Annotated in this window: 13 protein-coding genes; 9 read left to right on the forward strand and 4 right to left on the reverse strand. The window is 67.3% G+C overall.

Annotated elements, in window-relative coordinates:
* Nucleotides 1-99: 99 nt before the first annotated feature.
* The 5 genes from ccoG to G335_RS14410 all read left to right on the forward strand — a co-directional run bounded on the left by ccoG (nt 100) and on the right by G335_RS14410 (nt 5449).
* Nucleotides 100-1500 (forward strand): cytochrome c oxidase accessory protein CcoG, encoded by a 1401-nt coding sequence (gene ccoG, locus G335_RS0104030; RefSeq protein ID WP_018168909.1) that lies wholly within the window; start codon nt 100-102, stop codon nt 1498-1500.
* Nucleotides 1501-1610: 110 nt separating this feature from the next.
* Complete coding sequence (locus G335_RS0104035; protein WP_018168910.1) at nt 1611-2444, forward strand: FixH family protein; 834 nt, start codon at nt 1611-1613, stop codon at nt 2442-2444.
* A gap of 17 nt (nt 2445-2461) precedes the next feature.
* On the forward strand, nt 2462-5020 hold the full coding sequence (locus tag G335_RS0104040; RefSeq protein WP_018168911.1) for a heavy metal translocating P-type ATPase: 2559 nt from the start codon (nt 2462-2464) through the stop codon (nt 5018-5020).
* Between the two features lie 30 nt (nt 5021-5050).
* Nucleotides 5051-5269: a cbb3-type cytochrome oxidase assembly protein CcoS gene (ccoS, locus tag G335_RS0104045; protein WP_018145090.1), complete on the forward strand. Its 219-nt coding sequence runs from the start codon at nt 5051-5053 to the stop codon at nt 5267-5269.
* A gap of 54 nt (nt 5270-5323) precedes the next feature.
* Nucleotides 5324-5449 (forward strand): hypothetical protein, encoded by a 126-nt coding sequence (locus G335_RS14410; protein WP_255349370.1) that lies wholly within the window; start codon nt 5324-5326, stop codon nt 5447-5449.
* A gap of 122 nt (nt 5450-5571) precedes the next feature.
* On the opposite strand, the gene rpoH is transcribed toward G335_RS14410, so the two are convergent.
* The 4 genes from rpoH to ftsY form a co-directional block, all read right to left on the reverse strand.
* Nucleotides 5572-6438 (reverse strand): RNA polymerase sigma factor RpoH, encoded by an 867-nt coding sequence (gene rpoH / locus G335_RS0104055; protein ID WP_018145092.1) that lies wholly within the window; start codon nt 6436-6438, stop codon nt 5572-5574.
* A gap of 102 nt (nt 6439-6540) precedes the next feature.
* Nucleotides 6541-7470: an ABC transporter permease gene (locus G335_RS0104060; protein ID WP_018168912.1), complete on the reverse strand. Its 930-nt coding sequence runs from the start codon at nt 7468-7470 to the stop codon at nt 6541-6543.
* Nucleotides 7467-8144 (reverse strand): cell division ATP-binding protein FtsE, encoded by a 678-nt coding sequence (gene ftsE / locus G335_RS0104065; RefSeq protein WP_018145094.1) that lies wholly within the window; start codon nt 8142-8144, stop codon nt 7467-7469. The genes G335_RS0104060 and ftsE overlap by 4 nt, the downstream gene beginning before the upstream one ends.
* 12 nt (nt 8145-8156) lie before the next feature.
* Complete coding sequence (gene ftsY, locus G335_RS0104070) at nt 8157-9164, reverse strand: signal recognition particle-docking protein FtsY (RefSeq protein WP_018168913.1); 1008 nt, start codon at nt 9162-9164, stop codon at nt 8157-8159.
* 55 nt (nt 9165-9219) lie between these two features.
* Between ftsY and G335_RS0104075 the strand changes: the two genes are divergently transcribed.
* The 4 genes from G335_RS0104075 to G335_RS0104090 all read left to right on the forward strand — a co-directional run bounded on the left by G335_RS0104075 (nt 9220) and on the right by G335_RS0104090 (nt 14376).
* Nucleotides 9220-10632, forward strand: a complete 1413-nt coding sequence (locus G335_RS0104075; RefSeq protein ID WP_018168914.1) for a pitrilysin family protein — start codon at nt 9220-9222, stop codon at nt 10630-10632.
* Nucleotides 10633-10646: 14 nt separating this feature from the next.
* Nucleotides 10647-11951, forward strand: a complete 1305-nt coding sequence (locus G335_RS0104080; RefSeq protein ID WP_018175978.1) for a pitrilysin family protein — start codon at nt 10647-10649, stop codon at nt 11949-11951.
* Nucleotides 11938-12549, forward strand: a complete 612-nt coding sequence (gene rsmD, locus G335_RS0104085) for a 16S rRNA (guanine(966)-N(2))-methyltransferase RsmD (protein WP_018168916.1) — start codon at nt 11938-11940, stop codon at nt 12547-12549. Before G335_RS0104080 ends, rsmD begins: the two co-directional genes overlap by 14 nt.
* 204 nt (nt 12550-12753) lie before the next feature.
* The gene (locus G335_RS0104090; protein WP_018168917.1) at nt 12754-14376 is read left to right on the forward strand and encodes a BCCT family transporter; all 1623 of its coding nucleotides are present in this window, start codon (nt 12754-12756) and stop codon (nt 14374-14376) included.
* The last annotated feature ends 5 nt before the right edge of the window (nt 14377-14381 follow it).

Below are 14381 nucleotides of genomic sequence, written 5' to 3' on the forward strand. Positions count from 1 at the left end.
TGACGCCCGAGGGCGCCCCTGCTTTTTTGGAAGGAACCCGATCCCGGGGCGCGCCTTGCGGCCGCCCCACTCTGCCGGATTGAACTCCGGGAGGTTTTGATGTCCCAGGCCCAGCCGTTGTACGAGGCACGCATCCCGATCCATCCGCGGTCGGTCAAGGGGCGTTTCCGCAATCTGAAGACCGGCATCCTGTTGCTCGCCTACGGTGTGTTCTTCGGCCTGCCCTGGGTCCGCTGGGAGCGCGAATACGGCCCCAATCAGGCGGTCTTGTTCGACATCCCGGGCCGGCAGTTTCACATCTTCGATCTGGTCGTCTACCCGCAGGACATCTTCTGGTTGGCCGGCTTCCTGCTCGTGGCCGCCTTGCTGCTGTTTTTCGTCACGGGCGTCGCCGGACGGGTGTTCTGTGGCTATTTCTGCTTCCAGACCCTGTGGACCGACGTCTTCATGTGGCTGGAGCGCAAGATCCAGGGTGAACGGCCCGCCCGCCTGCGCCTGGCCAAGCAGCCCTGGACTGGCGAAAAGCTGTTCAAGTACGGGTTGACCCACCTGTCCTGGCTGCTCGTGGCCTTTGCCACCGGCCTCGGTTTCATCCTGTACTGGGGGAATGCCCCCTCGATCGTGAGCGACTTCTTTACGGGTCAGGCGGTCTACGCGGCCTACCTGACTGCGGGCATCCTGACGGCGACGACCTACACCTTTGCCGGATTGGCGCGCGAACAGGTCTGCACCTTCATGTGCCCCTACGCCCGATTCCAGAGCGTGATGTTCGACCGCGACACCATGATCGTGTCGTATGAAGAGGCGCGCGGGGAAGGTACCGCCGGGCGCTCCAAGGTCAAGGCCGGTCTGAAGACCCGCGAGGAACGCCAGGCCGCCGGGGTGGGTGACTGCATCGACTGCGGCTATTGCGTTCAGGTGTGCCCGACGGGCATCGATATCCGCGACGGGCTGCAGTTCCAGTGCATCCACTGCGCACTTTGTATTGATGCCTGCGACACCATTATGGACAAGCAGGGCTGGCCCCGCGGCCTGATCGCCTATACCTCCGAGCGCGAGCAGGAGGGCGGGAAGACCCATGTCCTGCGCGGCAAGACCCTTGGCTACGGGGCCGCCGTGCTGATCGTGATCGTGGCGCTGGTCGGCAGTATTCTCGGGCGCCCGCCGGTGGACGCCAACGTCAACCAGGTGCGCCAGCCGCTCTACGTCCAGATGTCCGATGGTCGCACCCAGAACGGCTACGAGATCCGCCTGAACAACACCGCCGATCGGGAGCTGGACTTCGAGATCGGCCTGGCGGGGCTGGAGGGCGCCGAACTGGATCTGGGCCAGGTGGAACGCATCCGTCTGGAGCCCGGTGAGCGGCTGACCGTCGTGGCGCGTGTGCGCCACGACGTGCCCGCCGGTACTCCCTCGCCGCAGCCTTTCCGCTTCGTGATCACCGACCGCGACGGCCATATCGAACCGCTCGAGGTGACTTCGCAGTTCAGTCACCGCTAGCAAGCGTTGCCGCCAGCCACCGGCGAAGAAACAGTAACCGAGCTGCCGGAACTCGCGCGGCACACCGCAAGCGCCTAGCTTGCGTTCACGCAGGAAACGAAGAAAAGCATATGAGCAATCTCGTCATTACCCTCGGCATCGGCAGTGCGGCACTGGCCATCCTGTTCGCCCTGATCTACCGCTTCACGCGGTTCAAGGCCTACAGCACCTCGGCCGTGGTCGTCGCGCTCATGCTGTTCGTGTTTATCCCCTATTCGATCCTGACCTGGCAGGGGGCCGACGTCTTCGCCATTCATCTGGCGCTCTACATCATCGTGCCTTACGGCCTGGGGATCGTGTTCACCCAGAAGGAGGCCGAGGTCGAAAGTGGTGGCAAGGCCAAGATTGGGCGTCTGCACTGGGCCCCGTTGGTATTGGTGGGGTTCTTCACCATGGTCGCCTCGGTGCAGGCAGTCCTGATCACACTCGCCCATAACGGGATGCCGCAGCAGTTCATCGGCTCGATCCTGCCGGAGCCGGAGAACCGGGCCGAGCGGGTGACCTCCGCCTTCCCAGGCACGGTGGCCGGCATGGAGAGCCGCAAGCAGGCGCTCGCCGTGCACCGCGTCTCGGAGCTGCAGGAACAGCGACAGAAGGGCTGGCAGGTGCGACAGGGCTGGGTTGACCGACCCACCGAGGGCGAGACCGCCACCCTGCAGGTCGAGGTGCGGGATGCGGACGGCGAGCCGATCGACGATGCCAGCATCCGCGGCCTTTTCATGTGGCTGGCCGACGAACGTCGCGACCAGGGCTTCGAGATGCAGGCGATGGGCGAGGGCATGTATCAGGTCGAAGTGGCGCTGCCGGCACCGGGGCGCTGGGATCTGCGCTTCCAGGTCCAGCACGATGGGCAGCTTCTGGAGCAACAGGCACGCACCCGCGTGCGTAGCGCCCAGCCCGGTTAGCCCACCGCGCTCCCGCCGTGGCGCTCGCGTCCGACTCGCAGGGCCCGGCAACGCCCGAGGCCGAGGCCCGTTGTTTCCACTGCGGCCTGGAGGTGCCGGTAGGCGCCTGCTACCCGGTGACGTTCGAGGGCCGCGTGGAACCTACCTGCTGCCCCGGCTGCCAGGCCGTGGCCGGCGCGATCATCGAGCGTGGCCTGGGGGCCTATTACCATCACCGTGATGCCCCCCCGGCGGACACCGGCAGCCCCCTGATCCCCGACGAGCTCCGCGAGCTCGAACTGTTCGATCACCCCGGCGTCCAGCAACAGTTCGTCGCGCCCGCCGGCGCAGAGGGCGACCGCCGTGAGGCCGCCCTGATGCTCGAGGGCATCACCTGTGCGGCCTGCGTATGGCTGAACGAGCGTCATGTCCAGGCCCTTCCGGGCGTGGAGAGCTTTCGCGTGAATTACTCCACCCATCGCGCGCAGGTCGTCTGGGACCCCGCGCGCATTGCCCTGTCGGATATCCTCAAGGCGATCCGCGACATCGGGTACCACGCCCATCCCTACGACCCCGGAACCCGCGAGCAGGCGATCGCCCGCGAACGGGGCCTCGCCTTGCGCCGGATCGCCGTTGCCGCCCTGGGGATGATGCAGGTGATGATGCTGGCCGTGGCGCTCTGGCTGGGCGCCGAGGACACCGAGCACGAAGACCTGCTCCAGTTCATGCGCTGGGTGGCGGCGGCGCTGACCACACCGGTCGTCCTGTATTCCGCGATCCCGTTCTATCAAAGCGCCTGGCGCGACCTGCGTCATCGCCAGCTGGGGATGGACGTGCCCGTGAGTCTGGCGATCATCGTGACCTACCTGGCCAGCCTGTACGCGGTCATTCTCGGGACCGGCGAGCACGTCTATTTCGAGTCGGTCGTGATGTTCGTCTTCTTCCTGCTCACCAGCCGCTATCTGGAGCTGATCGCGCGCCAGCACGCCAGCCATGCCATTGACCGCCTGGATCGCCTGGTTCCCGCCATCGCCAACCGTCTGGATGCAGCGGGGCGCGTCGAGGCGGTCCCGGTCGGCGAGCTGGTGCCGGGGGATCGGGTACGTGTGCGCCCGGGCGAGACCATCCCCACGGACGGCGTGGTGTGCGAGGGTGAGTCGACAGTCAATCGTGCCCTGTTGACCGGCGAGCCCGAGCCGCACGCGGTGCGCGTCGGGGATCCCGTGACCGGCGGGACCGTGAACGTCGATGGCCCACTCGCCATCGAGGTCCAGCGCGTCGGCGCCGAGACGACCCTGGCGGCGATCCAGCGCCTGCTCGATCGCGCCCAGACCGAGAAGCCGCGGATGGCCCGGATCGCCGAGGCCGGTACCGGCTGGTTTGTGGGTGCCGTCCTGGTCCTGACGGCGCTGGCGGGTCTGGTCTGGTATGCGTGGATCGATCCGACGCGGGCCCTCTGGGTCATGGTCGCCATGCTGGTCGCCACCTGCCCCTGTGCCCTGGCGCTCGCGACGCCGGTCGCGCTGACAGCCACCACCGGCGCGTTGTCGCGCCTCGGTCTGCTGGTTACGCGCGGCAGTGCCCTGGAGACCTTGCCGCGCGTCGATATGGTCTGTCTCGACAAGACCGGAACCCTGACCGTCGGCATGCCGCGTCTGGTAGCACAATCCGAGCTGCAGCCCACGCCCGAGGGGGCTGACTGGCTGGACTGGGCCGCCGCGCTCGAGGCCCATTCCGAGCACCCCCTGGCACGCGCCCTGGTCGCTCCGGCCACGTCCTCATCGGTGGTCGCCAGCGAGGTTCGCAACCTCCCCGGGCGCGGCCTCGTTGGCCACATAGAGGGCCACCGTGTGGCCATTGGTGGATCGTCGATGTTGCCGCAGCGCGATACGCCCAGCCCGGAGGCACCCCTGGGCTATCCCCTGGCCACCCCGGTCTGGCTGGTGGTCGACGACCAACCGGTCGCGCTGTTCTGGCTGGCCGACACTCCGCGTCCCGGGGCGCGGAACGTGATCGCCGATCTGCAGGGGCGCGGCTTGCGGGTGGTCTTGCTGACCGGGGACCGCCCGCAGGCCGCGCAGGCCTTCGCGGCGGAAATGGGCATCGCCGAAGCCGAGGGTGGCCTGACCCCGGAGGGGAAGCTCGCCTATGTGGACGCTCGCCAGGCAGAGGGCCGGGTGGTCCTGATGGCCGGCGAGGGCATCAACGATGCCCCGGTGCTGGCCGGGGCCGATGTATCGCTGGCGATGGGCGGCGGCACCCAGCTGGCGCAGAATCAGGCCGACCTGGTCCTGCTCTCGGATCGCCTGGAACACCTGCCGCAGGCGCTGGACCAGGCGCGCCACACGCGGCGGGTGATCCGGCAGAACATCGCCTGGGCAATCGGCTACAACCTGGTGGCCCTCCCGGTAGCCGCGGCGGGGCTGCTGACTCCCTGGCTGGCGGCGCTGGGCATGTCGCTCAGCTCGTTGCTGGTGGTTGGCAATGCGCTGCGCCTGCGTCCGGGGCGCGACGTGATGGACACAGGCGCCGAGTCGTCGGTGCCTTCCGGAGAGGGGTCCGTGCGCGATCCGGCGTCACGGCCACCCCCGGTTTAAGCCGTTCGCGCGCCTGGGTACACTGGAAACATGTCAATCCTCTACCTGCTGATCCCGCTGGCCATGCTGTTCGCCCTGGTGGTGGGCGTGGTGCTGTTCTGGGCCATCCGCTCGGGGCAGTACGACGATCTTCAGGGCCCGGCGCATCGCATCCTGATGGACGATGATGACCCGCGTATCCCGACCGGATCCGGCGAGGAGGCCCCTCCCGACGCGACCGGTGGGGGTCGGCAAAAGTCCCAGCGCTGACCTCGGTCGAACTTGCGCCGCGCTCCGGACCCGCTTACCCTTTGCTTATTCTGGTTGAAATTTCCCGAGGGCTTCGAGATGCGCGAGTGGTTTACTTTCCCCAACTTTCCGCTGACGTTCACGGTCGGCCTGATTATCTGGTCCTGGATTAGCTTCTTCTCGGTGATCCTGTTCGGCTGATCGGGCATGGAACCGTGCCGGGTGCCGGGCTTGGTCCCGCTGCACCCGGCAACAAAAAGGCCCCGGCTTGATGCCGGGGCCTTTTTCGTTCGGGGCCCTTGGTTCGCGAGGGTGCGAAAGCGTCAGTCGTCGAAGGCGGCCCGGATGCGCTTGATCGCGCTGTTCTCGATCTGGCGGATGCGCTCGGCCGAAACGCCGTACTCCGCGGCCAGCTCGTGCAGTGTCGCCTTCTGATCGGCCATGTAGCGGCGCATCAGGATGGTGCGCGAACGCTCGTCCAGTTCGCCCAGGGTCTCGCTAAGGCGTTCCTGATAGTGACGGTCCCAGTCCTCGTCCTCGGTCACATTGGCGGGGTCGTCGCTCAGGTCCTCCAGGCTCAGGCGTTCCGACGGGGCCTGGTAGCCGTATTCATCGTCGGCTTCGGGGCCCGGGTCGAAACTCGCATCCTGGCTCGAGAGGCGGCGTTCCATCTCCCAGACGTCCTTTTCGGAGACGCCCAGATCCTGCGCCACGGCGGAGACCTCGGCATTGGACAGCCAGCCGAGACGCTGCTTGGCACTGCGCAGGTTGAAGAACAGCTTGCGCTGGGCCTTGGTGGTCGCGACCTTCACGATGCGCCAGTTGCGCAGGATGAACTCGTGGATCTCGGCGCGAATCCAGTGCACGGCAAAGGACACCAGGCGCACGCCCTGATTCGGGTCGAAACGGCGGACGGCCTTCATCAGGCCCACGTTGCCTTCCTGGATCAGATCCCCCAGGGGCAGGCCATACCCCTTGTAGCCGCGCGCAACGTGGATCACGAAACGCAGGTTGTGCAGGATCAGCTGGCGTGCCGCATCCAGGTCCTGGCGCTCGTGCAGCGCCACGGCCAGTTCACGCTCGTGCTCGGCGTCCAGCACCTCGATGCGGCCAACGGCCTGCATGTAGTGATCAAGGTTGCCCACCGGTACGGGCATGTCGATGCGTGGAGTGGTCAGGGCCTGGTTCATGCGTGGTGTTTCCTCCCGAGTCATGACTCTACATTAGCAGTCTGTGAATTGGAGTGCTAAACCCTGCAAAGGTTCCGGACGTTTCGTCCGGGGCGCGTGCCCCTAGGGGGCATCCCGCAGGGCATGGCCGCTGCCCAGCCGGGCGCCCAGCCAGCCGAGGAGGAGTCCGGCCAGGAGCAGGGCCAGGAGATGGGTGGCCCCGGGCAGGGACAGCCCCAACTCGAGATCGAACGCGGCCGCGGCCTGTTCCAGTGGCGCCCGGCTCAGGCCGATCCCGATGAGCAGCAGGATGCCGGCGAAAATGCCGCCGCCCAGGCCGGTCATCACGCCGCCGTAGAGGGAGGGTCGACGCAGGAACCGGTGGGTAGCCCCGCTGATCCGCGAGATGGCGATCTCTTCCCGGCGTTCGCGCAGCTCCGAGGCAGTCGCCAGGGCCAGGATCAGCAACGCCCCCAGCCCCAGCAGGGCGCCCACCACCGACAGGATGCGCAGCCCCAGCTGGTGCAGGCTGTTCAACTGCCGCACCCAGTCGTCGTCGCTGACCACCGTCGCACCCGGCACGGTGGCCGCAAGCGCCTCGCGCAGCGCCGCAACCGTCTCGGGATCCGCGGTCGCGGGGACCACATCCACCACGTCCGGCAGCGGGTTTTCGTCCAGCCAGTCCAGCAGGCCCGGGTCGGCCAGGCCCTCGCGATAGCGGGCCAGGGCCTCGTCGGCATCGATCCAGATCCAGCGTTCTACCCGGGCATCGGTCTCCAGGTGGCGTTCCAGATCCGCGACCGTGGCCGCCTCCACGCCGTCGAGGTAGAGGGCGATGCGTGGGTCGTGGTCCACGTGGGCGGACAGGGCGCGGGCGTTGTCCAGCAGGACCCAGAGGTAGGCCGGCAGGGCGAGGATGAAGCCCAGCACGGCAATGCTGATCAGGCTCAGAACCGGGGCCTGCAGGCGGCGCTGCAGGCTGCGCCGGGCGGCATCCCGATGGGCCTCCAGCCAGGCCGGCACGGTGTCCTGCAGGCGACGGCCCGGCTTCATGCCGGGGCCCCCGCAGCCGCGCGCGCCTCGATGCGTCCGTCTTCCAGGTGCAGGACCGGCTTGCCCATGCGTTCGACCAGGCCGAGGTCATGGCTGGCGATCAGGGCGGTCATGCCGACCCGGTTGAAGTCGTCGAACAGTTGCAGGATCTCGCGCGACAACGCCGGATCGAGGTTGCCGGTGGGCTCGTCTGCCAGCAGCAGGACCGGCCGGTGGACGATGGCCCGGGCAATGCCGACACGTTGTTGTTCGCCCGCCGACAGGGTGCGCGGGTTGACCCCCTCCTTGTGCAGCAGCCCGACCTTGTCGAGTGCTGCGCGCACGCGTTTGCGCATCTCCGGGCGGCGGTAGGCGAGGATCTCCAGCGGCAGGGCGACGTTGTCGAACACCGGGCGGTCGAACAGCAGGCGATGATCCTGGAACACCAGTCCGATACTGCGGCGAAACCCGGGAATCGCGCGGTTGGAGAGGCGGTCGAGGTCGTGGCCGTTGACCCGGATGCGCCCGCGGGTCGGGCGCTCGAGCCCGGCGATCAGGCGCAGCAGGGTGCTCTTGCCGGCGCCGGAGGGCCCGGTGATGAAGGCCATCGCACCCGGGTCCACGCGCAGGCTGACGTTACTGAGCGCCTCGGACGCGCTGCCGAATCGCTTGGTGACGCGTTGCAGACGAATCATCCGGTGTGCTCGTCAGTCGCTATCGCGGCCGAGCAGGGCGCGCACAAAGGCGCGGGCATCGAAGACCTGTAGATCCTCGGCCTTTTCCCCGACCCCGATGAAGCGCACCGGAATGCCCAGCTGTTCGGCCAGCGCGAACAGCACGCCGCCCTTGGCCGTGCCGTCCAGCTTGGTCACGACGATTCCGGTCAGGCCCAGGGCCTCGTGAAACTGACGGGCCTGGTTCAGGGCGTTCTGGCCGGTGCCGCCGTCGACCACCAGCAGGACCTCGTCCGGGGCGTGTTCGTCCAGCCGGCCCATTACGCGCTTCACCTTGCGGACCTCGTCCATCAGGTTGGTCTGGGTGTGCAGGCGCCCGGCGGTGTCGGCAATCATCACGTCGATGCCGCGCGCCTGCGCGGCCTGCAGGCCGTCGTAGACCACCGAGGCGGAATCCGCCCCGGTGCCCTGGGCGATCACCGGAGCGCCATTGCGCTCGCCCCAGGTCTGCAGTTGTTCCACCGCCGCGGCGCGGAAGGTGTCGCCGGCCGCCAGCAGCACGGAGCGATCGTCCGCCTGCAGGTGGTGGGCCAGCTTGCCGATGGTGGTGGTCTTGCCGGCGCCGTTGATGCCGACGACGAGGATGGAGAAGGGGCGTTCGGCCTCCGGGATCTCCAGGGGGCGCGAGACCGGCTCGAGGATCTCGATCATGGCCGCCTCCAGGGCGTCCATCAGGGCCTCGGCATCATCCAGTTGTCCGCGTTTCACCTCGCGGGTGATACGATCCATGATCCGCTGGGTCGCATCCAGGCCCACGTCCGCGAGGAGCAGGCGTTCTTCCAGCTCCTCGAACAGTTCGTCGTCGATCTTGCGCCGGAGCAGCGACCCCAGGTCGCCGCCCAGGACCTGCCCGGTCTTGGCCAGGCCCTTGCGCAGGCGCTGGAACCAGCCGCCGCGGGCGGGCTTCTCCGGCTCGCTGCCAGGTGCCTCCGCGTCGGGGGTGGCCGGGTCTTCGGACTTCTTTTTGCGGAAACCGAACATGCTCGATGTGGTCAAGTAGAGAGTTCGCCAATGCTAGCACGAGGATTCATGAATCATGCGCGGTAAAAACCTGGTCACAGTGCTCGTTACGGCGTTTGTCTTTGCCTGGCCCGTCGGGGTCCTGGCCGCGACGCCCGAGATCGAATCGAAGGTGGTCGAAACTACGCTGGACAACGGCCTGACGGTCCTGGTGCTGGAGGACCGGCGTGCCCCGGTGGTGGCCAACATGGTCTGGTACCGGGTCGGGTCGGCCGACGAGCACAGCGGCGTGACCGGCATCTCGCACATGCTGGAGCACATGATGTTTCGCGGGACCGAGCAGTATGAGCCCGGCGAGTTTTCGCGCATCGTTTCGCGTCTGGGCGGGCGCGAGAATGCCTTTACCGGCCGTGACTACACGGGTTATTTCCAGATCATCGGGCGTGATCACTGGGAGACCATGATGGCGATGGAGGCGGAGCGCATGCAGCACCTGAAGCTGCAGGAAGACGAGTTCCGTCCGGAATTGAACGTTGTAAAGGAAGAGCGCCGTCTGCGCGTGGAGGACCAGCCCAACTCTCTGGTGCGCGAGCAGTTGATGGCCACCGCTTTCCTCAATCATCCGTATGGCAATCCGGTGATCGGCTGGATGAGCGATATCGAGGCCTACACCCTGGAAGACAATCAGGCGTGGTATGACCGCTATTACCACCCGAACAACGCGGTGGTCGTGGTGGTCGGCGATGTCGATGCCGAGCGGGTCATCGAGGCGGCCCGGGAGCATTTTGGGGACATCCCGGCGGGTGATCTCCCGGAGACGAAGCCGCGCGCCGAGACGCCGCAAAAGGGCGAACGCCGCATCATCGTCGAGGCCCCCGCAGAGCTACCCTACCTGCTGATGGGCTGGAAGGCGCCGGTTCTGAATACCGTGGACGACCCGGTGGATGTCTACGCACTGATGGTGGCGGCCGGGATCCTGGATTCCGGTGAGGCCTCGCGCTTTGCCCGCGAGATCGTACGGGGCGAAGAACTGGCCGGCGCGACCTCGGCCCGCTACAGCCCGTTCAGCCGGCTGGATGACCTGTTCATGATTGCGGCGGTGCCCACGGCTGCCACGGATGTGGAGACGCTGGAGGCGGCCCTGCTGGAGCAGGTGGAGCGGCTGAAGGACGAGCCGGTCAGCGACAGCGAACTGGAACGGGTGCAGGCGCGGGTGATCGCCTCCGAGGTGTATCAGCGTGACTCGGTGCGCTCCCAGGCCTTCCAGCTGGGCATGCTGCAGATCATCGGCGTCGGCTGGCAGGAAGGCGATCGCTTCGTCGAGCGCGTGCGTGCGGTGACTGCCGAGGATGTGCAGCGCGTGGTGCGCGAGTACCTGGTGCCGGAACGACGCACGGTCGGCATTCTCGATCCGCAGCCCCTGGATGGTGACGACCCGCCCGATCCGGGTGCGGTAGAGCCCTATGGCGATACCGCGGGGGGCATGTAATGACGGGAGGCAACATGATGCGAACGGGATTCCTGGTAGCCCTGGTCGGGCTGCTGGCGCTGGCGCTGCCGGTCCAGGCAGTGGAGATCGAGGAGTGGGAGACCGACGAGGGGCTGCGCGTGCTGTATGTGGCGGCGCCGGATTTGCCGATGGTCGACCTGCGCCTTACCTTCGACGGCGGGGCCTCGCGCGACGGCGACCAGAATGGCCTGGCCTCGTTGACCAGCAGCGCCCTGCAGCATGGCACGGCGGAGATGGATGCGGACGCGCTGGCCGAGGGTTTCGAGTCGGTGGGCGCGCAGTTCAGCACCACGGCACTGCGCGACATGGCCATCGTCAGCCTGCGTAGCCTGACCGAGCCGGACTGGATGGACGCGGCGCTGGAGACTATGTCCGCAGTCCTGGCCGAGCCCGCCTTCCCGGAGGCCGATTTCGATCGAGCCCGGCGCCAGGCCCTGCAGGGGCTGCAGCGCGAGCGCCAGGATCCCGGGAGCGTTGCCACCCGGCGTTTCTACGAGCTGATGTATGGCGATCACCCCTACGCCAACTGGCCGGGCGGCGAGCGCGAGACCCTGGAGGCGTTGCAGCCCGCGGATGCCCGCGCGTTCTACGAGCGCCACTACACCACGGCCAACGGCGCCCTGGCGATCACGGGCGGGCTGAGCCGCAGTGAGGCCGAGGCTGCGGCGGCACGCATCTCCGCCGCCCTGCCGCAGGGGCCTGCGGTGGAACCGCTGCCCGCGGTGGAGCCGCGCGAGGACCCGGTCGAGGAACGTATCGACTTCCCTTCCGAGCAGGCCCATATCCACATGGGGGCCCCGACCCTGCGCCGCGGCGAGGATGACCACTATGCCCTGACCCTGGCCAACCATGCCTTCGGCGGGGGCGGCTTTATCTCGCGCCTGTTCCTGGAGATTCGCAGCGCGCGCGGACTGGCCTATTCGATCAGCAGCCGCTTTCAGCCCATGGCGGTCGAGGGTCCCTTCCGTATCGGGATGCAGACCGGGGTCGATCAGGCGGACGAGGCGGTGACCGCGCTGCGCGAGGAACTCGAGCGCTGGCATGCCGAGGGTATCGATGCCGACGAGCTGGAGGCCTCGCGCGAGAACGTGGTCAACAGCTTCCCGCTGTCGTTGGCCTCGAACAGCGACATCGTCGGTCTGCTCGGTATGATCGCCTTCTATGATCTGCCGCTGGATTATCTGGAGCGCTACATCGAACGCATGGAGGCGGTCGAGCTGGATCACCTGAACGCGCGGTTGCGCGAGCGCATCAACCCGGAAGCGATGGTCACGGTGATCGTGGGTGGCCAGGAGTAGGCGCGCCCCCGCCGGACGCCCCGCGCGCATCCGCATCATCGGCGGGGCCTGGCGGCGCCGCTGGTTGCCGGTGCTCGGGGTCGGCGGGTTGCGCCCGACCGCGGACGCCCTGCGCGAGACCCTGTTCAACTGGCTGCAGCCGCGACTCCCGGGCGCGCGCGTGCTCGACCTGTTCGCCGGCACCGGGGCGTTGGGGCTGGAGGCGGCCTCGCGCGGGGCGGACTCGGTACTGCTGGTCGAGCGCGATGCCCGTGCCGCGGCCCAGCTTCAGGCCAACTGCGAGACCCTGGGGGCCGAGCAGGTGAGCGTGCGCCGGGATGACGCCCTGCGCCTGCTGGCCGGGGAACCGCCCGACGGGTTGCCCTTCGATCTGGTGCTGGTGGATCCGCCATTCGGCCAGGGCCGGGTGGCGCCGGTGCTGGAGGCCCTTCGCGCGCACGACTGGCTGCACGCGGACAGCCGGATCTACGTGGAAATCGAGTCCGAGGCGGACCTCGAGTTCCTCGCTGCGGGTGGCTGGGAGATCGAGCGCGAGCGTCAGGGCGGGCAGGCCCGCGCCCTGTTGCTGGCCCGTGCTCCAGTCGCCGAGGCGGCGTAATATGGCCCCGGATATGGCGCAGGATATGACGCCGGGTGCGAAGCCCTTCACGTTTTTGCAGTCGGAGTAGTCTTTCGCTACGGTGGCTTTGTCCCACCTACTGCGGCAACGCCCAACGGGCGTGATCCTGTGCGGCTCCCGGAGCACGTTCGGAGCAAGCCCGCGCCGGCCCGCGTTCGCCACAAGAATACAAGGGGAAACCGAATGGATGAGCAGTCCACCCCCGGTCTGACGCAAACCCGCCTCGGCGGCTTTGGCGTGATCTGCAGCCCGGTCTTCTACACCGCCAGCATCGTGATCGCACTGTTCGTGCTGTTCGGGGCGATCTTCCCGGACACCGCCGAAGCGGTCTTTGCCCAGCTGCAAAGCGGCATCGGGGAGTATCTCGGCTGGTACTACATGCTGGTCGTCACCGTGTTCCTGGTCTTCTCCCTGTACCTGATGTTCAGCCGTTACGGTGGGGTGCGCCTGGGTGATCAGTTCGAGGCCCCGCGCTTTAGCTACACCGCGTGGTTCGCGATGCTGTTCTCCGCGGGTATGGGGATCGGGCTGCTGTTCTGGAGCATCGCCGAGCCGATGTACCACTACCTCAGTCCACCGCACGTCGAGGGCGAGACCGGCGCGGCGGCTGTCGAGGCGATGCGCTATACCTTCTTCCACTGGGGGCTGCATGCCTGGGCGATCTATATTGTCGTCGGCCTGTCGCTGGCGTATTACGCCTACCGCCACAATCTCCCGCTGCTGATCCGTTCCTCGCTGTACCCCTTCATCGGTGACCGGATCTATGGCCCCTGGGGGCATCTGGTGGACGTGGTGGCGCTGTTCGGCACCATGTTTGGCGTGGCGACCTCGCTGGGCCTGGGCGTCATGCAGATCAACTCGGGCCTGAACTTCGTGTTCGGGATCGAGGAATCCACCTCCATGCAGATCGTGCTGGTCGCGATCATTACCCTGATCGCCGTCGGGTCGGTCGCGCTGGGCGTCGACAAGGGCATCAAGCGCCTGTCGAACTTCAATATCGGTCTGGCGGTGATCCTGATCGCGCTGCTGCTGGTCATGGGCCCGACCCTGTTCATCCTGCGCCTCCTGGTGGAGAGCACCGGCGTCTACGTTCAGTTCCTGCCCGAGATGAGCCTGTGGTCCGACACGATCGAGGATTCCGGCTGGGCGACCTCCTGGACCATCTTCTACTGGGGCTGGTGGATCTCCTGGGCCCCGTATGTCGGTATGTTCATTGCGCGGGTCTCGCGTGGCCGCACCATTCGCGAGTTCGTCGCCGGCGTGCTGCTGGCCCCGACCGCCGCGGCCTTCGTCTGGCTGGCCGTGTTCGGCGGCACTGCGATGAGCTACGAGCTCGAGGGTGTGGTCGACCTGACTGGCGCCGTGTCGGAGAACATGTCCACCGCGCTGTTCGTGACCCTCCAGGCCATGCCGCTGTGGGATTGGCTGTCCGTGGCCGTGATGGCGGCGGCGACGGTGCTGATCGTCACCTTCTTCGTGACCTCCTCGGACTCCGGCTCGCTGGTGATCGACACCCTGGCCTCCGGTGACGTGCGCAACCCGACCGTCACCCAGCGCGTGTACTGGGCCATCCTCGAGGGGGTGGTCGCGTCCATCCTGCTGTTGGCGGGCGGTCTGGCCGCGTTGCAGGCGGCCGCGATCAGTGTCGGGCTGCCGTTCTCGGTCATCATGCTGATCATGGTGTTCGGCCTGTGGAAGAGCCTGCATCAGACCGAAGCGGTTACCCCGAGCAAGTACCAGAAGGAGGCCCCGCCGCCGCATACCCTGCTGGGGTATACGGAAGATCTGGACGACAAGATCAAGTAGGGGGT

The organism is Thioalkalivibrio sp. AKL8, from assembly GCF_000380525.1.
GTDB classification, from domain to species: domain Bacteria; phylum Pseudomonadota; class Gammaproteobacteria; order Ectothiorhodospirales; family Ectothiorhodospiraceae; genus Thioalkalivibrio; species Thioalkalivibrio versutus.